The sequence below is a fragment of the Planctomonas deserti genome (genome assembly GCF_003067705.1).
Taxonomy (GTDB): domain Bacteria; phylum Actinomycetota; class Actinomycetes; order Actinomycetales; family Microbacteriaceae; genus Planctomonas; species Planctomonas deserti.
The window spans coordinates 93,702-115,691 of record NZ_QANL01000001.1 but is presented as its reverse complement, the minus strand read 5'-3'; the positions used below and the strand labels follow the sequence as shown (position 1 = coordinate 115,691).

17 protein-coding genes are annotated in these 21,990 nt (G+C 71.4%); 12 read left to right on the top strand and 5 right to left on the bottom strand.

Annotation, left to right across the window (positions count from 1 at the left end; translation table 11 throughout):
• Positions 1–84 precede the first annotated feature (84 nt).
• From DAI20_RS00515 to DAI20_RS00495, 5 genes are all read left to right on the top strand, one after another.
• Positions 85–696, top strand: a complete 612-nt coding sequence (locus DAI20_RS00515) for a hypothetical protein (RefSeq protein WP_108248642.1) — start codon at positions 85–87, stop codon at positions 694–696.
• Positions 697–778: 82 nt separating this feature from the next.
• Positions 779–2,245, top strand: a complete 1,467-nt coding sequence (locus DAI20_RS00510; RefSeq protein WP_108248641.1) for an ice-binding family protein — start codon at positions 779–781, stop codon at positions 2,243–2,245.
• A gap of 106 nt (positions 2,246–2,351) precedes the next feature.
• Positions 2,352–3,572 (top strand): Gfo/Idh/MocA family protein, encoded by a 1,221-nt coding sequence (locus DAI20_RS00505; RefSeq protein ID WP_108248640.1) that lies wholly within the window; start codon positions 2,352–2,354, stop codon positions 3,570–3,572.
• Between the two features lie 47 nt (positions 3,573–3,619).
• Positions 3,620–4,870: a glycoside hydrolase family 27 protein gene (locus tag DAI20_RS00500; protein ID WP_108249651.1), complete on the top strand. Its 1,251-nt coding sequence runs from the start codon at positions 3,620–3,622 to the stop codon at positions 4,868–4,870.
• Between the two features lie 25 nt (positions 4,871–4,895).
• Positions 4,896–5,915, top strand: a complete 1,020-nt coding sequence (locus tag DAI20_RS00495; RefSeq protein ID WP_108248639.1) for a LacI family DNA-binding transcriptional regulator — start codon at positions 4,896–4,898, stop codon at positions 5,913–5,915.
• A gap of 103 nt (positions 5,916–6,018) precedes the next feature.
• Here the strand turns inward: DAI20_RS00495 and DAI20_RS00490 are convergent, their stop codons facing one another.
• The gene (locus DAI20_RS00490) at positions 6,019–8,223 is read right to left on the bottom strand and encodes a glycoside hydrolase family 36 protein (RefSeq protein ID WP_159084857.1); all 2,205 of its coding nucleotides are present in this window, start codon (positions 8,221–8,223) and stop codon (positions 6,019–6,021) included.
• A 318-nt stretch (positions 8,224–8,541) separates the two neighbouring features.
• Between DAI20_RS00490 and DAI20_RS00485 the strand changes: the two genes are divergently transcribed.
• The 3 genes from DAI20_RS00485 to DAI20_RS00475 are packed head-to-tail and all read left to right on the top strand — an operon-like array spanning position 8,542 to position 11,848.
• Positions 8,542–9,450 (top strand): carbohydrate ABC transporter permease, encoded by a 909-nt coding sequence (locus DAI20_RS00485; protein ID WP_108248637.1) that lies wholly within the window; start codon positions 8,542–8,544, stop codon positions 9,448–9,450.
• A 12-nt stretch (positions 9,451–9,462) separates the two neighbouring features.
• Positions 9,463–10,434, top strand: coding sequence for a carbohydrate ABC transporter permease (locus DAI20_RS00480; RefSeq protein WP_168927661.1), 972 nt, complete (start codon positions 9,463–9,465; stop codon positions 10,432–10,434).
• A gap of 16 nt (positions 10,435–10,450) precedes the next feature.
• Positions 10,451–11,848 (top strand): ABC transporter substrate-binding protein, encoded by a 1,398-nt coding sequence (locus DAI20_RS00475; protein WP_108248636.1) that lies wholly within the window; start codon positions 10,451–10,453, stop codon positions 11,846–11,848.
• A gap of 240 nt (positions 11,849–12,088) precedes the next feature.
• Here the strand turns inward: DAI20_RS00475 and DAI20_RS18775 are convergent, their stop codons facing one another.
• Together DAI20_RS18775 and DAI20_RS18770 are read right to left on the bottom strand one after the other, a co-directional pair.
• On the bottom strand, positions 12,089–13,216 hold the full coding sequence (locus DAI20_RS18775) for a YeiH family protein (RefSeq protein WP_205781356.1): 1,128 nt from the start codon (positions 13,214–13,216) through the stop codon (positions 12,089–12,091).
• Positions 13,213–14,814, bottom strand: a complete 1,602-nt coding sequence (locus DAI20_RS18770) for a dolichyl-phosphate-mannose--protein mannosyltransferase (RefSeq protein WP_159084855.1) — start codon at positions 14,812–14,814, stop codon at positions 13,213–13,215. The genes DAI20_RS18775 and DAI20_RS18770 overlap by 4 nt, the downstream gene beginning before the upstream one ends.
• A gap of 41 nt (positions 14,815–14,855) precedes the next feature.
• Here DAI20_RS18770 and rsmI point away from each other — a divergent pair, with 41 nt between their 5' ends.
• From rsmI to DAI20_RS00450, 4 genes are all read left to right on the top strand, one after another.
• A complete protein-coding gene (gene rsmI / locus DAI20_RS00465) occupies positions 14,856–15,671 on the top strand; it encodes a 16S rRNA (cytidine(1402)-2'-O)-methyltransferase (RefSeq protein ID WP_108248635.1) in 816 nt (271 codons plus the stop codon).
• Positions 15,672–15,808: 137 nt separating this feature from the next.
• The gene (locus DAI20_RS00460; protein WP_108248634.1) at positions 15,809–17,344 is read left to right on the top strand and encodes an MmgE/PrpD family protein; all 1,536 of its coding nucleotides are present in this window, start codon (positions 15,809–15,811) and stop codon (positions 17,342–17,344) included.
• Positions 17,344–18,249 carry a methylisocitrate lyase gene (gene prpB / locus DAI20_RS00455; RefSeq protein ID WP_108248633.1) on the top strand — a complete coding sequence of 302 codons (906 nt, stop codon included), beginning with the start codon at positions 17,344–17,346 and terminating at the stop codon, positions 18,247–18,249. Before DAI20_RS00460 ends, prpB begins: the two co-directional genes overlap by 1 nt.
• 49 nt (positions 18,250–18,298) lie before the next feature.
• Complete coding sequence (locus DAI20_RS00450) at positions 18,299–19,405, top strand: bifunctional 2-methylcitrate synthase/citrate synthase (protein ID WP_108248632.1); 1,107 nt, start codon at positions 18,299–18,301, stop codon at positions 19,403–19,405.
• Between the two features lie 77 nt (positions 19,406–19,482).
• Here DAI20_RS00450 and DAI20_RS00445 read toward each other — a convergent pair whose 3' ends face one another.
• Together DAI20_RS00445 and DAI20_RS00440 are read right to left on the bottom strand one after the other, a co-directional pair.
• Entirely contained in the window at positions 19,483–20,568 is a 1,086-nt protein-coding gene (locus tag DAI20_RS00445; protein WP_108248631.1) for a type IV toxin-antitoxin system AbiEi family antitoxin domain-containing protein, read from the bottom strand.
• A 423-nt stretch (positions 20,569–20,991) separates the two neighbouring features.
• Entirely contained in the window at positions 20,992–21,990 is a 999-nt protein-coding gene (locus DAI20_RS00440; RefSeq protein ID WP_108249648.1) for a metallophosphoesterase family protein, read from the bottom strand.

The following is a 21,990-nucleotide window of genomic DNA, read 5'->3' as shown; positions in this document are numbered from 1 at the left end:
ACCGCGCTCCGGATTCCCGGAGGCGGGATCCCGCCACATCCTCCGCATTCTTCCGATTGGAATCGTCATGACCGCTCCCAGCGCATGACCGCTCCCAGCGCACGCGTCCGCACCATCGTCGGCCTCAGCGTCGGCCCCGCCGCCATCCTCGTCGCCGGCGCCCTGGTGTTCCAGGGCTCGCAGGCGGCCTTCACGTCCAACACGCGCAGCGCGGGCAACGCCTGGAGCGCCGGACAGGTCGCCCTGACCGACGACGACATGGGCGCCGCGGCGTTCACGATCGAGAACCTCGTCCCCGGACAGGGCGGCGAGAAGTGCATCGTGGTCACCTCGAACTCGAACGTGGCGGGAGAGGTGCGCGCGTACACGCAGAACCTGTCCAAGTCGGCGCAGGGTCTCGAGAACCGCATCACGTTCGACCTCCAGCAGGGCACCGGCGGCACGTTCAACGACTGCACCGGCTTCGTTCCCGCCCCCGACACCGTTCCCGCCGCGCCGCTCTCCACCCTCGCGCAGGTCAACTTCGACTACGCCACCGGCGGCTCCGCGTGGAGCACGACGGGCACGGCCGGCGAGAAGAAGACCTACCGCGGCGTCTGGAAGTTCGACACGACGGGCATGACCCAGCAGGAGATCGACGCCCTGCAGGGGGCCCGCACGAGCATCGACCTCGTCTGGGAGCTGCAGAGCAAGTAGCCGACAGCCGCGGCCGAAGCCGCGGCTGACAGCCGCACGTGCTTCGACCGCCCGGCCATCGCCTCGACCGACAGGACCTCCCATGGGAAAGCGCTTCGCATCCGGCCGTCGCGGCCGGACCGGCTCCGGCGCCGTCCTCTCACGGGACGGCTGGGGCTGGTTCCTGCTGGGTTCGGCATCGCGCGGCTACCTCACCACGGTGCTCGGGCTCGCGGTGATCGCGTTCGCACCCGCCCTGCTCGGCTGGCACCCGTCCGTCGTCCAGAGCGGCTCGATGATGCCGGACATTCGGCCCGGCGACGTCGTCCTGGCGGAAGCCCTGCCGGAGGGCGAGCCGCCGGAACTCGGGCGCGTCGTGCAGTTCCGCAACCCCGCGGCCGCGGAGCCGGACGGGGTCGCCCGCACGCGGTTGCACCGCATCGTCGAGGACAACGGGGACGGGACCTACATCACGAAGGGCGACGCCAACGCCGACCCGGACAGCGTCGCCATGTCGGCGGACCAGGTGATCGGCCAGGGACGACTGCTCGTGCCGTTCATCGGTCTGCCGAGCGTCTGGCTCGGGCACGGTCATTTCCCCGCCCTCCTCCTCTGGCTGGCGCTCACCGCGGGCGCGATCGCCGCCGCCGCGGCAACTGTCGGCACCGGCACGCGCACCGCCGCTCCCGAGGGGACAGATGCGGAACCAGGAACCGGAACCGGGACACGACGCCGCCGCTGGAGGGGGCGGGGAACGGGCGCGCCCGGTGAGCCCACCCCCGCCGCTCCCGCCCCGGCCGAGTCCGGCGAGCAGGCCGTCGCACGGCGGGCGATCCTGACCCTGGCCGGGGGAGCGGCGCTCGGCATGGTCGTGGTGCGGCCGGAGGAGTCGGCCGCCGCCTTCAGCACGCGCACCTCGGCGGTCAGCAGTTCCTGGCGGGTGGCCAGCGCGCCGGCGCTCAGCGCGGGCCGCGCCGCCCCGTTCGCCCTTCTCGCGTACTCGAGCATCACGAACGCGGAGCAGTTCGGGCTCGGCACGACCGTGCAGGGCAGCGTCGCGGTCAGCCCCGGCTCGACCTTCTCCGGTTTCCGGCAGACGGACGTGTCCGGCACCATCGAGCTCGGCAACCTGACGGCCAGGAACGTCCGGGCGGACGCCCTCGCCCTCTACGCCGCGCTCGGCACCCGGGCCACCACTTCGACGCGGGTGCCGACGCTGACCGGAACCATCCGCCCCGGCGTCTACGCGAGCACGACCGGCGCCTTCACCGTCAGCGGCACGGTCACCCTCGACGCGCGGGGTGACTCGAGCGCCGTCTTCGTGTTCTCCGCGGCGACCATCGCGACGGCGGCGAGCAGCGTGATCGTGCTCGCGAACGGCGCCTCCGCGGCCAACGTCTACTGGCGCGCGACCAACACCGTGAATCTCGGCCAGAGCGCGGTCGGTCGGGGAACCTTCCTCGCCAACGGCAACGCCACGGTGCAGAAGGGTGGCTACGTGACCGGCCGGGTGATGTCGCTGAACGGTGCGATCACCATCACGCGGTCCGACGTCGTGCTTCCGGCCTGATTTCACGAAATATCCCGGCTCGGCATGCTCGGCGTACGCCCTCGAACGTGTTAACTGGAAACGTCACCAAAAGTTGCGGAAGACGTCCCCAATGACGAGGAGAGCCATGGGTTTCACGATCGGTTTCATCGGCGCAGGTCAGTTCGCCGGCCACTTCATCAACCTGTTCACCCTGCATCCCGACGTGGACGCGGTGTACGTCACCGACGTGCACGAGGACCGGGCCACAGAGCACATGGAGCGCTACGGCCTCGCCGGAACGTTCCCGGACGCCGACTCGATGCTCGCGTCGCCGGACGTCGACGCGGTCGCCATCTTCACCCAGCGCTGGACGCACGGTCCCATCGTGGTGAAGGCCCTCGAGGCGGGCAAGCACGTCTACTCCGCGGTTCCGATGGCCATCTCCGCCGAGGAGATCGAGGCCATCATCCGCACGGTCGTGCGCACCGGCCTCACCTACATGATGGGCGAAACAAGCTTCTACAACCCCGCCGTCGTCTACGCCCGCGAGCGCATCGCCGCGGGCGCCTGGGGTCGCGTCTTCTACTCCGAGGGCGACTACGTGCACGATATGGACAACGGCTTCTACGCCGCCTACCAGTTCAGCGGTGGCGACGAATGGAAGTCGACGGCCAGCTACCCGCCCATGCTGTACCCCACCCACGCCATCGGCGGCGTTCTCGGCGCCCTACCGACGTACGCGACGAGCGTCAGCTGCATCGGCGTGAAGGACGACCGCGGCGACGGCGTGTTCGACACGAGCGTCTCGATGTTCGGCAACGACTTCTCCAACATGTCCGCCCTCTTCCACCTCGCCGACGGCGGAGTGATGCGCACGAACGAGTTCCGCCGCGTCGGGCACCCCGCCGACGTGCACGAGTCGCGATTCCGCTTCTACGGAACGGACGGCTTAATGGAGCAGACCTCGACGTCCGCCGCCGAGAGCGACCGCAAGACGATCCGCGACATCGGCGACCTGTTCCGCACGAAGATCGAGGTCGACGAGTCCTCCGAGGAGTTCAAGAACATCGATCCGGCTCTGCTCAACAGCTTCCTGAGCGGCACGGCGAAGGTGCACGACCGCAGCCGGCTGCCGCGCTCCTTCGACGGAGCCCGGAACGGCCATGAGGGATCCCACCACTTCCTCGCCGACGACTTCGTCCGCGCTGTCCGCGATCGCACGCTGCCCCCGGTGAACGCCTGGGTGGCCGCGCGCTTCACGCTGCCGGGTGTCGTGGCGCTCGAGTCGGCGCGGCAGGGTGGCGAGCGGCTTCCCATCCCCGACTTCGGCGACGCGCCGAACTCCCTCCCGAAGGCCACCGCGTGACGGACGCCCTCGACGGGGCGGGGGGAACGCTGGCCGCGACCCCGCCCATGGGCTGGAACAGCTGGGACAGCTTCGGCACCGCGGTGACCGAGGAGGAGGTGCTCGCCAACGCCCGCTTCATGGCCGAGCACCTCCTGCCCCACGGCTGGGACACGGTCGTCGTCGACATCCAGTGGTACGAGCCGACGGCGCGGGCCGGCGGGTACAACGAGGAGCCGCCGGTCGAGCTCGACGCCTACGGGCGGCAGATGCCGGCCGCCAACCGGTTCCCGTCGGCCGCCGACGGCAGGGGCTTCGGTCCGCTCGCCGCCGCGGTGCACGACCTGGGGCTGAAGTTCGGCCTGCACATCATGCGCGGGATCCCGCGGCGGGCCGTGCGCGAGGACCTGCCGGTGCTCGGCACCGAGTTCACCGCGGCGCAGGTCGCCGACACCTCGTCGACGTGCTCCTGGAACCCCGACAACTACGGGCTCGACCACGACCATCCGGGCGCGCAGGCCTACTACGACGCGCAGCTCGCCCAGTTCGCGGAGTGGGGGGTCGACTTCGTGAAGGCCGACGACATGCTCGCCCCGTACCACTCCCGGGAGATCGAGGCCTACGCCGAGGCGATCCGCAGGAGCGGCAGGCCGATCGCGCTGAGCCTCTCGCCGGGCACGAACCTATCCACGGAGCACCTGGACCACCTGCGGGCGAACGCGCAGATGTGGCGCGTGTCCGACGACCTGTGGGACCGCTGGTCCGACGTGTTCGACCAGTTCGGCCGCATGTCGCGCTGGGCGCCGTTCCAGACGTCCGGGGCGTGGGCGGACGCCGACATGCTGCCGCTCGGCCACATCGGCATCCGCGCGGAGCGGGGGAGCGACCGGCAGAGCCTGTTGACCCACGAGGAGCAGCGCACGCTGATGACGCTGTGGGTGATGGCGCGGTCGCCGCTCATGTTCGGCGGCGACCTGCCGAGCAGCCCGCCGGAGACGATCGCGCTGCTCACGAACGCCGACCTCCTGCGCGTGCTCACGCACTCGGAGCGGAACCGCGAGGTGTTCCGCGAGGGCGATCTCGTGGCCTGGACGGCCGTGGCGACCGATGCACCGGCGAGATACGCGGCCGTGTTCTGGACGGGCGAGGCGCCGGAGTCCGTCTCCGTGCCGCTGACCTCGCTGGGTATCGACCCGGCGGCGGCCGGCAGTGCGACGGACGTCTGGTCCGGCGAGCGCGTGCCCGTCTCCGGCGACTCCCTCGCCGTCGACGTGCCCGCCCACGGCGCGCGCATCGTCCGCTTCGACCGGGAGGAGTGACCGGGGCGCTATTAGTCTCGACCTCATGGACCAGGGGACGAGCGGGAAGCAACCGGGGATCACCGACGTCGCCCGCCTGGCGGGCGTATCGGTGACCACGGTCTCCCGCGTGCTCAACGGGGCGAGCCAGGTGAGCGACCGCCGCCGCTCCAGCGTGCTCGCGGCGATCAGCGAGCTCGGCTACCGGCCCAACGAGGCGGCGCGCGCCCTCGTGCGCGGCCGCCAGCGCATGGTCGGCGTGCTCGCCGCCAACACGGACCGGTACGGCTTCGCCTCTTCTATCCGGGGCATCGAGGAGGCCGCGAGGCGGCGGAACATGCTCGTGAGCATCACCGTGGTCGAGAGCGAGGACCCGGACGACATCAGCTCGGCCCTCGACCTCGTGCTGAGCCAGCCGCTCACGGGCATCATCGGCGTCGCGTTCGAGCGGAGCGTCACGGTGGCGCTCGACCGCCTTCCGCCGACCATGCCGGTGGTGGCGGTGACCCTGGCGGAGGACGGCCACCCCGACCTGCCGCGCACGTGGATCGACGACGAGCAGGGCGGGTTCATCGCGACGTCGCACCTGCTCGACGCGGGGCACGAGACGGTGCACCACCTCGGCTTCCCCAACATCGCGCACCGCGGTCGCACGGCCGGCTACCGGCGCGCGCTCGAGTCCCGCGGCGCCCGGGTGCCGGAGATGGTGCCGTGCGGCTGGACGCCGCAGGACGGCCGCCGCGCCGTGCTGGAGAGCCTTCGCGGCGACGACGTGACCGCCCTGTTCTGCTTCAACGACGACATGGCCATGGGCGCCATGCGCGCGTTCCATGAGCTGGGCAGGCGGGTGCCGGAGGACGTCAGTGTCGTCGGCTTCGACGACACCCCGCTGTCCGCGGTGTGGACGCCCTCCCTCTCCAGCGTGCGCATCGACTTCCAGGAGCTGGGGCGCAGCGCCTTCGAGCTGCTCACCGGCATGCACGACGGCCGAGGGGATCTCCGCGCCGTCGTGCAGCTGCCGCCCCTGTTCGTGCAGCGCGAGAGCTCGGCGCCGCCCCGCCGCTGAGCGCGTCCCCGGCTCCTCCAATCCCCGTGAGGTGCCCACTTCGGACCCGTTTCCGCCGGAATCGGATCCGAAGTGGGCACCTCAGGGATAGAAGAGGGCGGAACTAGGCGGAGCGCACCAGGCGGTACATGCGGGCGCTCGCGACCGCGTCGGGCGTCGTGATCCGCAGGCCGCCGTCGACGGCCTCGGTCTCCCACGCCGCGCCGACGCCCTCCGGCGGGTAGACCTGCTGCACCGAGACGCTGGCGCCCGCGAGGTGCGGGAGGTCGAGCTGGACGGACGGGTCGGCGTGCGCCTGCCGCCAGGCGAGCACGAGGGTCTCGTCGGGCGCGTCGAACGCCACCGTCGTCCAGGCGTCCTCCCACGTGGGCAGCCCGGTCGGGAAGCGCGGCGTCGACCGGGCGAGGATGTGCCGGGTGTCCTTGTGCGCGGCGACGCCCGCCGAGACGAGGCCGAGGCGGTGCTCGTCCATGCCGCTCAGCACGCCCGCCTGGTAGAGGCGGCCGGCCAGGCCCGTGCACATCGTGAAGACGATCTGCTCGTCGTCCATGTCCGGCTGCGGGTACGCCCAGTTGCCCGCCTGTTCCGGCAGCACGTGGGCGAGGGCGCCGACCGCGATCAGCGGGTAGAGCAGGGGGTCCTGCTGATCCGACGTCGACTGCAACTGCAGCCGGGAGAGCATGGCGAAGTCGCTGCGCATGGCGCCCGACCCGCAGTTCTCCAGCACGAGGTCCGGGTGCCGGTCGAGCACGCTCTCGAGCCAGGTGAGCAGGGCGAGGTTGTGCTCGAGCAGCCCGGAGCCCACGGACTCGGCGTCCCGGTCGGTGCCCGCGCCGGGAGTCACGTTGTAGTCCAGCTTGAAGTAGCCGACGCCCAGCTCGCCGACGAGGCGGTCGACGGCCTCGTCGAGGTGGGCGCGCGCCGCGGGCGAGCGGAGGTCGAGCAGGTAGCGGTTGTTCTCGCGCACGCGCACGCCGCCGCGCTGCAGGAAGGCGTCCTCCGGCAGGCTCGTCGCGGCCTCGCTCGTGACGCCGACGACCTCGGGCTCGAGCCACAGGCCCGGCACCATCCCGCGCTCGCGGATGTGGTCGAGGATCGAGGCGAGGCCGGACGGGAACCGCGCGGTCGAAGGCCTCCAGTCGCCGACGCTCGCCCACCAGCCGGCGGTGTCGTCGTACCAGCCCGCGTCGATGCAGAAGTACTCCGCGCCGACCTGCGCCGCGGCGTCGATGAGCGGCAGGAGCTTGTCCTCGGTGGGGTCGCCCTCGAGCGTGTTCATGTAGTCGTTGAAGACCACCGGCAGCGTCGCGTCCTGCGGGTGGGAGCGGCGGGCGGCGCGGCGGTGCCCGGCGAGGTTGCCCAAGGCGTCCTCGAGCCCGCCGGCGACGGTGAAGGTCACGGGCACCGTGGTAAAGCTGCGCTCGCCGTCCAGCACGGTCGACCACTGGTGCAGGGTGTCGGTCGGCCCGAGGACCGCGACGTACGCGCCGTCCCTCGACCGGTCGCCGCGGGGTGGGCCGGCCGGCTCGGGGGAGCGCAGGCGCTGCTCGATCGGAACGGCGCCGTGCGCCCAGTCCGGGTTCTCACCGACCTCGAAGTGCCAGGCCCCGTTGTGCTCGATCTGCCAGGCGAGGGTCGCGCCGGTCGCACGGTTCCTCGCCGCACCGAGCGGATTGTAGAGCCCGGACGACCAGGTGCTGAGGCTCGAGAAGCCGAGCCGGTTGCGGCTCGTCTCGCCCCAGGCGTGCGGGTCGATGGCGACGAGCCCGGGGGAGCGGAGCGGCTCCGATCCCCACCGGTTCTCCTGGCACCAGGACGATGCGGCGCGCCAGACGTCGATGTCGTTAGGCGAGTCGGACACCACGGCGCCGGTCGCGAAGGACGTGACCGCCCAGACGGGCAGCGGCTCCGCGCCCTCGTCCACCGCGACGGTGGTGGTGGCGCGGACGGCGGCGACGCCCTCGTGGGCTTCGAACACGCTCGTCGCGCGCAGACCGGACTCGGCGTGGCGCTGGGTGACGGTGAGGCGGGCGACGCCCGCAGAGGAAGCATCGGACGCGTCCGACGCCTCGTGCGACACGTAGCGGAGCCCCGCGCCGAGCGCGGAGCCGTCGTAGCGGTAGCTGTTGTTGTTCCGGCCGTAGGCCGGCGAGAGCACCTCGACGAGCGGCTGCGCCGGCGACGGACGCCCCTCGGCCGGGCCCACACCCGCCTCGGGATCCTCGATGGCGACGAGACGCACGGGACCGTCCTCACCGAATTCGAAGCGAAGAGTGATGCGGCCGGTGTTCCAGTCGAAAGTGCTCACGAAAGACATCCCCTGTGATCGAAAGCGAACGGGTGCGTCCGCCATTGGCGCAGTTCCTCCGGCGACCCTAGCCGTTCCGCGGCGCCATTTGGAAGCGTTACCAATTCTTTCCCTTCTTTTGCCTGTCGCGCTTGACGGAGGGGCACCGATTGCGGCAAGAATGTCCGAGACGACGCCGTCATCCGCGGCGCGCCACGTTCGATTCGCACAAGATGCTGCGCCGGAACCCACCCGCACGATGACGTGGAGGGTGAGCGGCTCGGCCCTTGACCGAGAGGGGTCACGGTGGCTGTAACAACCCGGAGTGAGGCGCGGAGGGTGCCTGCCCGGCCCTCGGCAGGGGCGGGGGGAGGACAGCGGCGACCGGACGACACGAAGCTCGCGCTGCTCTTCATCTTCCCCGCCGTGATCGGCCTCGTGCTGTTCTACTTCTGGCCCCTGGTGCGCGGCATCTGGCTGAGCTTCACCTCGTGGGACCTGCTCTCGCCGGAGCGCTTCGTCGGCTTCGACAACTACACCCGGATGTTCGCGGATCCGGTGTTCTGGAACGCGATCTGGGTGACGCTCGAGTACGTGGTGCTGAACATCGGCATCCAGACCGTCGTGGCCCTCGTGATCGCGCTCCTCATGCAGCGGCTCACCCAGTCGACCCTGGTGCGCGGGCTCATCCTGGCGCCGTACCTGGTGTCCAACGTCGTGGCCGCGCTCGTGTTCTTCTGGATCCTCGATTTCCAGCTCGGCATCGGCAACCAGCTGCTCGAGTGGATCGGCCTCGACCGCATCGGCTTCTTCACCACCGAGGAGTGGGCCATCCCGACGATCGCCGCCGTGAACGTCTGGCGGCACATGGGCTACACGGCCCTCCTGATCTTCGCGGGCCTGCAGGCGATTCCGCAGAACCTCTACGAGGTGGCCCGGGTCGACGGCGCGAGCGAGCTTCGCCAGTTCACCGGCATCACGCTGCCCCTGCTGCGGCCGATCCTCGGACTCGTGCTGATCATCTCGGTCATCGGCTCGTTCCAGGTGTTCGACACCGTCTCGGTGACCACGAGCGGCGGCCCGGTCAACGCCAGCCGCGTGCTGCAGGTCTACATCTACGAGAACGCGTTCGCGCAGTTCAACTTCGGCTACGCGTCGGCGCTCAGCGTCGCGATGCTGGCCATCCTCGTCGTCGTCACGTTCTTCCAGTACCGCATCACGCGGGCCGGTCAGACCGACCTGAACTAGGGGCTCACGCACATGACTCAGCTAGACGGACCCTCCACCATCGCGGCGCCGGTCGCGGCCGACCCGGACGGCGGCCGCCGCACCCCGCCGGTGCAGCAGCGCACGGGGCGCAAGGTCAGCATCGGCCGCATCGTCGCCTGGGTGGCGATGGGCATCCTGCTGCTCATCACGATCTTCCCCTTCTACTGGATGCTCCGCACGGCGCTCTCCAGCAACGGCGCCCTCTACGCCAACTCGAGCTCGCTGCTGCCGGCGGACTTCAGCTGGGGCGGCTTCGAGCGGGTGTTCGGCCTGCAGACCGTCGACGAGGCGATCGAGCAGGGCGGCTCCGGCGCGAAGATCGACTTCTGGCGCTACCTCATCAACTCGGCGATCGTCGCCACCGTGATCACGGTGTTCCAGGTGTTCTTCTCCGCGCTCGCGGCGTACGCCTTCGCCCGGCTGCGCTGGCGCGGACGCGACCTCGTGTTCGGCGTGTTCCTGCTCTCGCTGATGGTCCCGGTCATCTTCACGCTGCTGCCGAACTTCCTTCTGGTGAAGCAGCTCGGGCTCATCGACACGCTGCTCGGCATCATCCTGCCGTCGATGTTCATGGCGCCGTTCGCGATCTTCTTCCTGCGCCAGTTCTTCCTGAACGTGCCGCTCGAGGTCGAGGAGGCGGCGCTCGTGGACGGCGCGAGCAAGATCCGGGTGTTCTTCAACCTGATCATCCCGATGTCCGCCGCCCCCATCGCGACCATCTCGATCCTCACCTACATGACGGCCTGGAACGACTACTTCTGGCCGCTCATGGTGTCGTACACCGACGACTCGCGCGTGCTCACCGTCGCGCTCGGATCCTTCCGGGCGCAGAGCCCGCAGGGCGGTCCCGACTGGGCCGGCCTCATGGCGGCGACCCTCATCGCGGCGCTGCCGATGATCCTGCTGTTCGCGGTCTTCGCGAAGAGGATCGTCAACTCCATCGGCTTCAGCGGGATCAAGTAAGGCTTAGGGACCCACCATGACACGAGCACACCGCACCCGGACCGCCCGTTCCACCTCCGGCCGTCGCAGCACGTGGCGCCGCATCACCAGCTCGGCCATCGCGGTCGGCTTCCTCGGCCTCGCGGGCTGCGCGGGGACCGGCGGAGCGGCCGCGACGACGAGCATCGACTACTGGCTGTGGGAGTCCCTCCAGCTGCCCGGCTACCAGAAGTGTGCCGAGGCGTTCGAGAAGGAGAACCCGGACATCGACGTCCGCATCACGCAGTACGGCTGGGGCGACTACTGGCAGAAGCTGTCGGCCGGCCTCGTCGCGGGCGCCGGGCCGGACGTGTTCACCGACCACCTCACCAAGTACCCGGAGTTCGTGAGCCGCGACGTGCTGCTGCCGCTTGACTCGCTCGAGGCGACGAAGGAGATCGACGAGAGCGGCTTCCAGGAGGGCCTGCTCGACCTGTGGACCGGCCTCGACGGCAAGCGCTACGGCATGCCGAAGGACTTCGACACCATCGCGCTGTTCTACGACAACGGGATGCTCGAGGAGGCCGGCATGACGGCGGCCGACCTCGAGGGGCTCCAGTGGAACCCCGAGGACGGCGGCACGTTCGAGCAGGTCATCGCGCACCTCTCCATCGACGCCAACGGCGTCCGCGGCGACGAGCCCGGCTTCGACCCGACCAACGTCGTGACCTACGGGCTCGCGTCCGGCGGCTCCGGCGGCGGCGGCCACGGCCAGACCCAGTGGTCCTGGCTCGCGGGCGCGACCGGCTGGAAGTACACGAACGCGGACGTGTGGGGCACCGAGTACAACTACGACGACCCGCGCGTGCAGGCCTCGCTCGAGTGGCTGTTCGGGCTCGTCGACAAGGGCTACATGCCCTCGTTCGAGCGGGTCGGCACGGCGCCGAACCCCCAGCAGCAGCTGGGCTCCGGCCAGGCGGCGCTCTCGCCCGACGGCTCGTGGACCATCGCGAGCTACGGCAGGCTCGAGGGCATCGACCTCGGCATCGCGTCCGTGCCGGCGGGCCCCATCGGACACCCGGTCTCCATGTACAACGGCCTCGGCGACTCGATCAGCGCGCAGACGGACACCCCGGAGGAGGCCGCCCGCTTCGTGGCCTTCCTCGGCACGGACGCCTGCCAGACGATCATCGGCGAGGAGGGCGTGGTGTTCCCGGCCCGGCCCGCGGGCACGGAGGCCGCCATCGCGGCGTTCAAGGAGAAGCGCGGCGTCGACGTGTCGCCCTTCACGGACCTCGTCAAGAACAACTACACGGTCCTGTTCCCGGTCACCACGCACGGCGCCGAGATCCTCTCGATCCTGAACCCGGCCATGGACAGCCTCTACATCGGCAACGAGGAGGTGTCCACGCTCACCGAGGTGGACGCCCGCATCGACGCCCTGATCGCGGAGTAGCCCCGCCCGCCACACCCGCTCGACCCCTGCTCCACCGCTCCACCCCCCGGTGCCCCTGCCCAGGCAGGAGGATCCTGCCCAGCTAAAAGCCGGGCACGAATCCTCTGCCTGGGCAGGGGCGAGGTATTTACGGGGTGCGGCGGGCGGCGGCGCGGGTGTGGTGCGCGGGGCTCGGCGGCGGGCCGTGTGGGGTGCGCGGTGTGCGGGGCGCGGCCTCGGCGGCGGGCAGGGCGGCGGCGGTCAGCCGAGGCGGACTGCCGCGAGGGCCAGCGCCGCGATGAGCAGCCAGCTGAGCAGGCCGACCGCGATGGCCCGGCCGCCCGTGCCGAACAGGTCGCGCAGCCGCACGGCGGCGCCCAGCGCGAAGAGGGCCATGGCGAGCAGGGCGGTTTGCATCGCGTCCGCGGCGGCGAGCACGGGCTCCGGGATGTCGAGCAGGGTGCGGGCGAGGATCGCGGCCACGAAGCCGGCCACGAACAGCGGCACGATCGGCGGCAGCGACGTCGTGGTCGTGGCGGTCAAGGCGGTCGTGGCGGCGGCGCCCGCCGGGTCGCCGGTCGGTGCAGCGGCGGCGGGGGAGGCCACGGTCGACGCCGAGGCCTCGTCGGCGCGCCGGCGGATGCGCTCGCGTCGCCGGGTGACCGCGGCGGCGCCCGCGACGAGCGGCGCGAGCATCAGCACGCGGGTGAGCTTGATGGCGATCGCGACCGTGAGGGCGGCGGATCCCGCGACCTGCGCGGTGGCCACGACCTGGCCGACGTCGTGCACGCCCGCGCCCACCCAGTGCCCGAACTCCTCCGCGGACAGCCCGAGCGGTCCGGCCAGCAGCGGGAGCACCGCGATCGCGAGCGTCCCGCACAGCGTCACGAGGGCGGCGGGCACGGCGGCGTCGCTGCCGCGCGACCGCGTCGCCGCGCTCATCGCGCCGATCGCGGAGACCCCGCAGATCGAGAAGCCGGCGGCCAGCAGCAGCGGCTGCGAGCCCGGCATCCGGAACAGCCGCGCGAGCAGGTAGGTGCCGGCGAAGGCGAGCAGCACCACCGCGACGACCAGCAGCACGGCCCGCCAGCCGAGCGCGGCGACGTCGACAAGGCTCAGCTTGAGGCCGAGCAGCACGACCCCGATGCGCATCAGGCGACGGGCTGCGAGGGCCAGGCCGGCCTTCGGGGCGCCGGCGAGCCACGCCCTCACCCGGGGGATCTGGGCGGCTGCGATCCCGAGCGCGACCGCGGCCGTAAGCAGCGGCACCGCGGGCAGCGCCGAGGACACGGCGAGCGCCACGAGGGCGGCGAGCCCGGCGACGGCGATCCCCGGCAGCCAGGCGGGCGTCGCGGGTCCGGTCGGTCGCGCCGACCGCGCCGGAGTCAGATCCACGAGCGCAGCCAGTTGTGGGAGTTCCAGAACCAGGAGGGGATCTGCATCCCGGTCCAGACCGGGTAGAAGAACGCACTCACCGCGAGGACCACGAGCCCGAAGGCGCCCACGGCCGCGATCCCGATCATCCGCCGCGCCGGCGGCGCGTTCCGGCGGCCGAGCGCGAGGCCGAGGCAGAACGTGAGGGCGAGGATCAGGTACGGCTCGAACGCGATCGAGTAGAACTGGAACACCGTGCGGTGCAGGTACATCAGCCAGGGCAGGTAGCCGGCGGCCAGGCCGGTGAGCAGCAGACCGACCTGCCACTCGCGGCGCCGCACCAGGCGGTAGACGAGGTAGAGCGCCGCGGCGCTCGCCGCCCACCACAGGATCGGGTTCGCGATGGACGTCACCGCCTCGGTGCAGGAGGAGAAGTCGCAGCCGTTCTCGCCCTGGGCCGACGAGCGGTAGTACATGGCGAACGGACGCACCAGCAGCAGCCAGGTGAGCGGGTTCGCCTTGTAGCTGTGCTCGGCGTCGACCCCCACGTGGTACGAGTACTGGCTCACGTGGTAGTGCCAGAGGCTCTGCAGGGGCAGCGGCACCCAGGCGAGCGGTCCCGACCAGGCGTTGCCCTCCTCGTCGGCGAAGCCCCGGTCCCAGCCGCCGGACGTGACGAGCCAGCCGGTGTAGCTCGCGACGTAGACCACGAGCGCGACGGGCACCAGCAGCAGGAACGTCGCCGGCGCCTGCTTCAGGATCGCGCCGCTGAACCAGAACGGGATGCCGAGCCGCCTGCGGGCCACCATGTCGACGACGACGCAGTACACGCCGAAGGCCGCGAGGAAGTACAGGCCCGACCATTTGACGGATGCGGTGGCGCCGAACGCGACGCCCGCCGCGAGCAGCCAGGGCCGCCACCACAGCGCGGGTCCCCATTCGGGATCCGCGCCCCGCGCTCGCGCTGCGGCGATCGCGGACGCCAGCCGGGCGAAGTGCCATCGCCGGTCGAGCAGCACGGCGCCGAAGCCGAGCAGCGCGAAGAACATGACGAAGGTGTCGAGGAACGCGACCCTGCTCATGACGATGGCGTGACCGTCGACGGCGAGCAGGCCGCCCGCCACGACCCCGAGCAGCGGCGAGGCGAACAGCATGCGCGCCACGAGGGTGAGCACGAGCACGGCGAGGATGCCCACGACGGCGGTGCCGATGCGCCAGCCGAAGCTGCTGTCGGCGCCGAAGACCGCGAGGCCGAGCGCGATGATCCACTTGCCGAGCGGGGGGTGCACGACGAAGGAGGGGTCGCGCGTGAAGATGTCCGTCTCCCCGGCGTTGAACCGGGCGTCCGCCTCGTCGGGCCAGTCGGCCTCGTAGCCGAGGTTCAGGAGCGTGTACGCGTCCTTGACGTAGAACGTCTCGTCGGTCTGCAGCGTGTGCGGGTGGCCGAGGTTCCACAGCCGGAGCACCGCGGCGAGGAGGGTGACGGCGATCGGGCCGCCCCACTCCCAGGCGCGCCTGCGGGCCGGCGTCGCCAGCATCCGGCCCCACCACTCGTCGACGCGGGACACCGCGGGCGTCCCGACCGGCGAGGCGGGGGCAGTCGAGACGGACACCGGGCAATTCTTCCACGGGCGCGGCTGGCAGAATCGGGGGCATGCTCCTCCTTGCGGCCACGCCCATCGGCAACCTGGGTGACGCGTCCCCGCGACTCGTCGAGGCCCTGCGTACGGCGACGACCGTGGCCGCCGAGGACACCCGGGTGACGATCAAGCTCATGAACGCGCTTGGCGTCGAGAACCGGCCGCGGCTGCTCTCGCTGAACGACCATAACGAGGGGGCGCGCGCGGCCGAGCTCGTGGCCCTGGCCGCCGAGGAGGACGTGCTCGTGCTGAGCGACGCGGGCATGCCCGTCGTGTCGGATCCGGGCTTCCACCTCGTCGAGGCCGCGGCCGCCGCGGGCGTGCGGGTGAGCGTGATCCCCGGCCCGTCCGCCGTGCTCGCGGCGCTCGCCGTCTCCGGTCTGCCGACGGACCGCTTCACGTTCGAGGGCTTCCTGCCGCGCAAGGGCGGCGACCGGTCGGCCGCGCTGCGGGCGCTCGTGCGCGAGCGGCGCACGATGGTGTTCTTCGAGTCGCCCAACCGGCTCGCCGCATCCCTGACCGACCTCGCCGCCGAGCTCGGGGCGGAGCGCCGCGTCGTCGTCTGCCGCGAGCTCACCAAGATGTACGAGGAGGTGCGGCGGGGCACCGCCGCCGAGCTGGCCGCCTGGGCCGCCGAGGGCGTGCGCGGCGAGATCTGCATCGTCGTCGAGGGCGCTGCTCCGCTCGCGATCGACCTGGAGACGGGCGTCGAGCAGGTACTCGAGCTGGTGTCCGACGGTGTGCGGCTGAAGGACGCGTCCGCGGCCATCGCCGCCGAGACGGGACTCGGCCGCCGCGACCTCTACGAGTCCGCCCTCCGCCGCCGCTAGCCGGTCCTGGGCCCCCGGGCCCGGTCCCGGTCCCCGCGCCACCCCGTGAGGTGCCCACTTCGGTCCTGAATCCGGCGATTTCGGGTCCGAAGTAGGCACCTCAGGGGGTGGAGAGGCGAGAGCCTACGCTGGAGGGCATGCAGCTTCACCCGGTGACCGTGCACCCCAGCTCCGACGCCCTGGCCCGGGAGGACCAGCTCGCGTGGAAGATCGCGAGCGTCGCGACGGACCCCGTCGAGGTCGAGGATGCGGTGACCGACATGGTGATCAACCGGGTCATCGACAACGCCGCGGTCGCCGCCGCGTCCCTGACCCGCGACCCCGTCGTCGCCGCGCGGGCACAGGCGCTGGCGCACCCGGTCTCCCGCGGCGGCGCGGGCGCGACCGTGTTCGGCGCATTCCCGGAGGCCCGCGCGAGCGTGGAGTGGGCGGCCTGGGCCAACGGCGTCGCCGTGCGCGAGCTCGACTTCCACGACACCTTCCTCGCGGCCGAGTACTCCCATCCCGGCGACAACATCCCCGCGCTGATCGCCGTCGCCCAGCACGCCGGCCAGGAGCGCGGGCTCACCGGCCGCGACCTCGTGCGCGGCATCGCGACCGGGTACGAGATCCAGGTGGACCTCGTGAAGGCCATCAGCCTGCACCGGCACAAGATCGACCACGTCGCGCACCTCGGCCCCTCCGCGGCGGCGGGCATTGGCACCCTGCTCGGGCTCGACACCGAGACCGTGTTCCAGGCGATCGGCCAGGCCCTGCACACCACCACCGCGACCCGGCAGTCCCGCAAGGGCGAGATCTCCACGTGGAAGGCATACGCGCCGGCCTTCGCGGGCAAGATGGCCGTCGAGGCCGTGGACCGGTCCATGCGCGGGCAGACCAGCCCCACCCCCATCTACGAGGGCGAGGACGGCGTGATCGCCTGGCTGCTCGACGGGCCGGACGCGGCGTACTCGGTGCCGCTGCCGGCGCCCGGCGAGGCGAAGCGCGGCATCCTCGACACCTACACGAAGGAGCACTCGGCGGAGTACCAGGCGCAGGCCTGGATCGACCTCGCCCGGCGCCTGCACGCCGCCCACCCGGAGCTCGCCGACGCCGATCGCGTGCAGTCCGTGCTCATCTCGACGTCGCACCACACCCACGTCGTGATCGGCTCGGGCGCGAACGACCCGCAGAAGTACGACCCGTACGCGTCGCGCGAGACGCTCGACCACTCAATCCCGTACATTTTCACGGTCGCCCTCCAGGACGGCGCGTGGCACCACGTCGACTCCTACGCGCCCGAACGCGCGGCCCGGCCGGACACGGTCGCGCTCTGGCGCAGGACCACGACCGAGGAGGATCCGGAGTGGACGAGGCGCTACCACTCGCTCGACCCGGCGGAGAAGGCCTTCGGCGGCCGCGTGACCATCACGCTCACCGACGGCACCCGCATCGTCGACGAGATCGCGGTCGCGGACGCGCATCCGCTCGGTGCCCGCCCGTTCGCCCGAGAGCAGTACGTGCAGAAGTTCCGCACGCTCGCAGACGGCGTGCTCGAGCCGGGCGAGATCGACCGCTTCCTCGCCGCCGCGGAGCGGCTGCCCGAGCTCTCCGCCGGGGAGTTCTCTGCGCTCACCATCACCGCCCGGCCGGGCCTTCTCGACTCGGTCGTCGTCCCGAAGGGCCTGTTCTGATGCTGCACACCACCGTCACCGCCGCCGACAAGCGCCGGACCCTCCGCGACGGCCTCGCCGGCGGGCAGCTGCTGCGCTTCCCCGGCGCGTTCAATCCGCTCTCCGCCCGCCTCATCCAGGAGAAGGGCATGGACGGGGTCTACATCTCCGGTGCCGTGCTCTCGGCCGACCTGGGCCTGCCGGACATCGGGCTCACGACGATCAGCGAGGTGGCCGACCGGTCGCGGCAGATCTCGCGCATGACCGACCTCCCCGCCATCGTCGACGCGGACACCGGCTTCGGCGAGCCGATGAACGTCGCCCGCAGCGTGCAGCTGCTCGAGGACGCGGGGCTCGCCGGACTGCACATCGAGGACCAGGTCAACCCGAAGCGCTGCGGCCACCTGGACGGCAAGCAGGTGGTGGACGAGGACACGGCGCTCAAGCGGGTGCGGGCGGCGGTGGACGCGCGGCGCGATCCGAACTTCCTGATCATGGCGCGCACGGACATCCGCGCGGTCGAGGGGCTGCCCGCCGCCCTCGACCGGGCGAAGGCCCTCGTCGACGCCGGGGCCGACGCGATCTTCCCCGAGGCCATGGCCGACCTTGGCGAGTTCGAGGTCATGCGCGCCGCAGTGGATGTGCCGCTGCTCGCCAACATGACGGAGTTCGGCAAGAGCGACCTGTTCACGTTCGCGCAGCTCGCCGACGTGGGCATGAACATCGTCATCTACCCGGTGTCGCTGCTGCGGATGGCGATGGGCGCGGCGGAGCGGGCCCTCGACGTGCTCAACGAGCACGGCTCCCTGAAGCCCGTGGTGCCCGAGATGCAGACGCGGGCGCGGCTGTACGAGCTGCTGGACTACGAGGCGTACAACCGCTTCGATTCCTCGGTGTTCAACTTCAACCTCGACGGGCACCGCTAGGCCGCTACGCTGCTCCTGCCGCCTCTCGCGGCGTGTGCAAAGGAGCCCCATGACCGACATCCACAAGGGTCTCGCCGGCGTCGTGGTCGACGTGACCACGATCTCGAAGGTGAACTCGGAGACGAACTCGCTGCTCTACCGGGGCTATCCCGTGCAGGAGCTCGCGGCCGAGTGCTCGTTCGAGCAGGTGGCCTACCTGCTGTGGCACGGCGAGCTGCCGACGGACGAGCAGCTGGAGCACTTCGAGGCGGAGGAGCGGTCGCAGCGCGCGCTCGCCGACAACGTGCGCGCCGTGGTCGACGCGCTTCCGCTGTCCGCGCATCCGATGGACGTGCTGCGCACCGCCGTCAGCGTGATCGGTGCGAACGACGAGAATCTCGACGACGCGTCGCCCGAGGCGAATCTCGAGCGCGCCGTGCGGCTGCTCGCCCAACTGCCCGCCATCGTGGCGTACGACCAGCGGCGGCGGCGTGGGCAGGAGCCGGTCGAGCCGCGCGAGGACCTGACCTACGCGCAGAACTTCCTGCACATGACGTTCGGCGAGGTGCCCGCCCCGGTCGTCGTCCGCGCGTTCGAGGTGTCGATGGTGCTGTACGCGGAGCACTCGTTCAACGCGTCGACGTTCACCGCCCGCGTCATCACGTCGACGCTCGCGGACCTCTACTCGGCCGTGACGGGCGCGATCGGCGCGCTCAAGGGCCCGCTGCACGGCGGCGCGAACGAGGCCGTCATGCACGTGTTCGACGAGATCGGCACCGCTGACCGGGTCGACGCATGGCTGGACGAGGCCCTCGCGGCCAAGCGGAAGATCATGGGGTTCGGCCACCGCGTCTACAAGAACGGCGACTCGCGGGTGCCGACGATGCGCGCGGCGCTGCAGACGCTCGTCGACGAGTACGACGCCGGCGACATGCTCGCGCTGTACGAGTCGCTCGAGGCGGCAATGGGGGAGCGGAAGAACATCAAGCCGAACCTCGACTACCCGTCCGGCCCGGCGTACGCGCTGATGGGCTTCGACACCCTCACGTTCACGCCGCTGTTCGTGGCGTCCCGTGTCGTGGGCTGGACCGCGCACATCATGGAGCAGCTCGCGTCCAACGCCCTCATCCGCCCGCTCTCCGAGTACACGGGGCCGGAGGAGCGCCACCTCTCCTAGGCGCGACCCCCAGGTGCCTAGCGCCCCTGCCCACCTTCTTCGCGCCCCTGCCCAGGCAGAAGGATCGTGCCCAGCTTTTAGCTGCGCAGGATCCTCCTGCCTGGGCAGGAGCGGGTGAGGGGCAGCGAGTGCGCGGGGGAGCGCAGGGCGAGGGCGCGAGGGTGCGAGCGATGGAAGAGGGAGCGAGACCCGGGAGCGCACAGAAAGCGCTCCGATGACGTTGCTACCGCGCGAGCGGAACGCCCGCGTCGCGGAGGTGCCGGGTGAGGCGATCCGGGGAGAGCAGCAGGTCCCAGGTTCAGCGGACCACCCGCTCGCCCGTCGCGCGCAGCTCGTCCTCCCTGCGCTTCTCCCGCCACACCACCTTCGCCGGGCTCGGCGCCGCGCGTGAACTCGTCGCGCTCGTACTTGCCTCGGCCGTCGAACTCCCCGATCAGCCTCACCGACCGCCAGTAGAAGTCCGCGATGGCGACACGACCGCGCAGCGAGAACGCGACCTGCAGTTCCGCCTGCGCGAACCCCAGCTCCTCAATCAGCACCCGGCTGAGGGACTCGCCGGGACTGTCCGCGAGGGGGTTCGCGAACTCGACCGCGGAACGGGCTCGTGACGACGCGGGGCCGTGGGGCACGTCGCTCAACGCCTCGCGCAGGGCGGCCGTCGTGGTGAGGCGGAGGCGAAGGGCGTGGTCGAGCATCGGCACCGAGATGCGTGCCGAGGAGGTGCCGGCGACGTCGACGAGCGTGCGTTCGATCGTGGTGACGAGGACATCGTCCACGAAGACGCCGGCAGCGGCCGGCACGCGGCTGTGCGTGACGATGCCGTGCTTCGAGCTTCCTCCTGACGCCCCCGGGGTGATGGCCTGCACGACCGGCGGCCACGTGCCCACCATGGGGAGGCGGTGCATCGCGGCGGCGGACAGGTGGGACACATGCAGCGGGGCGAGCCGGGTGAGTGCCGCGGCCCGCACCTGCATCCGGTAGCGGTCATCGGGATTCGCCGCGTTCCAGCCTGCCGCGTCGACGTAGACGCCGCGACGGATGCGCACCAGTTCGCCTCGGGCATGGGCGCGCCGCAGCTGATGGTTGCTCCCGTCGCGACCGGCGACGTCGCTCGTGAGGATGAGGTCGATCGGCCGCGCCACGACCGTGGATGTCGTACTCATCCGGCCAGGGTGCCCGGCCCGTGGTGCCGTACGAGGCGGATTGCAGCCGGGTGTGCGCTGCCGACGCGCGGTCTTGCCGGGGGAGGAGGCCTCACCCCTCGCGCCCCTGTCCAGGCAGAAGGATCGTGCCCAGCTTTTAGCTGTGCAGGATCCTTCTGCCTGGGCAGGAGGCGTCGGGGCCCCTGGGCAGGATGCCTCTGCCTGGGCAGGAACGGATCGACGGCGGGGGAGACGCGAGAGTCCGGCCGCGGGCGCGGGCGCCGGTTCAGTCGCCGCGCGGGAGGGCCGTTAACGTGAGGAACTCACCGTCCTGCTGCGGGGCAGTGCCGCCGACGAGGCCACGGACGATGAGTTCAACAGTCCTAGGATGCACCCCGCCCCCGCGACCGCGCAAGGGTCGAACCGGGGCGGGCCGAGGGGCGTCTAGAGGGCAGCAGCGGCCGGTGCTGTGCCCTCGCCGGCTGGCTGCTCGGCATCCCCCACGACGTCCGCAGGATGGGGGGAGTCGCTCTCCGCATCCGCATCCGCATCCGCACCTGCACCCGCAGCACCCGCACTCGCACCCGCACCCGCACCCCCCGCAGCACCCGGGACACCGGACTCGCGGATGATCCGCTGCACCGCGTCGTGGTCGAGCATCAGCACCGTCTCGCCGTCGCCCGGGCCGTGCACGTGCACGGCGGTCGCGCGCACGGATTCGTCGTCCTCGAGGTCGATGATCGTCGCGCTCGATCCGCGCGTCGCGTGCTCGACGCCCACCGGCGCGAGCACGTCCGCTGTGTTCGCAACGCCGCCGCTCACGATCACCGGGATGCCCGCGGCGACCGTGCAGAGCGGGTGGTGGTAGTGCCCGGCGAGCACCGCGCGGACGTCCGTGCCCGCGCACGCCGCGAGCAGCTCCTCGGGCTGCTGCAGCGCGAGACCCTGTAACAGCACGGTGGCGGCGGGAACGGGCGGGTGGTGCACCACGACGAGGGATCCGCGCTCCGCGGGCTCCTCGAGCGTGCGACGCAGGAAGTCGAGCTGCCCGGGCCGGATCCGGCCGTAACCGGCGCCGGGCACGGCGGAGTCGAGCACGATCACCCGCACCCCGGCGACCGTGATCGCGCTGTCCAGGGGGCCGGACGGGTCACCACCGCCGAGCACGGCCGCGAACCCCTCGCGCAGGTCGTGGTTGCCCATGGCGTACACGACCCGCGCGTTCCGCGCCGCCGCCCAGGGCTCGAGCGCGTCCCGCAGCAGCTCGTAGGAGCGCACGCTGCCGTCGTCGGAGAGGTCGCCGGACGCGACCACGAGGCCGATCCGGTCGTCGGCGTCGAAGTGCGCCAGCACGCGGAGCAGGGCCTCGTGCGTGTCGACGGCCGCGTTGTGGAGTCGCCCACCCTCCAGGAGGTGGGTGTCGGAGAGATGCAGGATGCGCAT

Excerpts from the sequence above, each read along its gene's own strand:
- DAI20_RS00515 (WP_108248642.1), top strand. The coding sequence starts at position 85 with ATGACCGCTCCCAGCGCACGCGTCCGCACCATCGTCGGCCTCAGCGTC.
- DAI20_RS00510 (WP_108248641.1), top strand. The coding sequence starts at position 779 with ATGGGAAAGCGCTTCGCATCCGGCCGTCGCGGCCGGACCGGCTCCGGC.
- DAI20_RS00505 (WP_108248640.1), top strand. The coding sequence starts at position 2,352 with ATGGGTTTCACGATCGGTTTCATCGGCGCAGGTCAGTTCGCCGGCCAC.
- DAI20_RS00500 (WP_108249651.1), top strand. The coding sequence starts at position 3,620 with ATGGGCTGGAACAGCTGGGACAGCTTCGGCACCGCGGTGACCGAGGAG.
- DAI20_RS00495 (WP_108248639.1), top strand. The coding sequence starts at position 4,896 with ATGGACCAGGGGACGAGCGGGAAGCAACCGGGGATCACCGACGTCGCC.
- DAI20_RS00480 (WP_168927661.1), top strand. The coding sequence starts at position 9,463 with ATGACTCAGCTAGACGGACCCTCCACCATCGCGGCGCCGGTCGCGGCC.
- DAI20_RS00475 (WP_108248636.1), top strand. The coding sequence starts at position 10,451 with ATGACACGAGCACACCGCACCCGGACCGCCCGTTCCACCTCCGGCCGT.
- rsmI (WP_108248635.1), top strand. The coding sequence starts at position 14,856 with ATGCTCCTCCTTGCGGCCACGCCCATCGGCAACCTGGGTGACGCGTCC.
- DAI20_RS00460 (WP_108248634.1), top strand. The coding sequence starts at position 15,809 with ATGCAGCTTCACCCGGTGACCGTGCACCCCAGCTCCGACGCCCTGGCC.
- prpB (WP_108248633.1), top strand. The coding sequence starts at position 17,344 with ATGCTGCACACCACCGTCACCGCCGCCGACAAGCGCCGGACCCTCCGC.
- DAI20_RS00450 (WP_108248632.1), top strand. The coding sequence starts at position 18,299 with ATGACCGACATCCACAAGGGTCTCGCCGGCGTCGTGGTCGACGTGACC.
- DAI20_RS00445 (WP_108248631.1), bottom strand. The coding sequence starts at position 20,568 with ATGAGTACGACATCCACGGTCGTGGCGCGGCCGATCGACCTCATCCTC.
- DAI20_RS00440 (WP_108249648.1), bottom strand. The coding sequence starts at position 21,990 with ATGCGCATCCTGCATCTCTCCGACACCCACCTCCTGGAGGGTGGGCGA.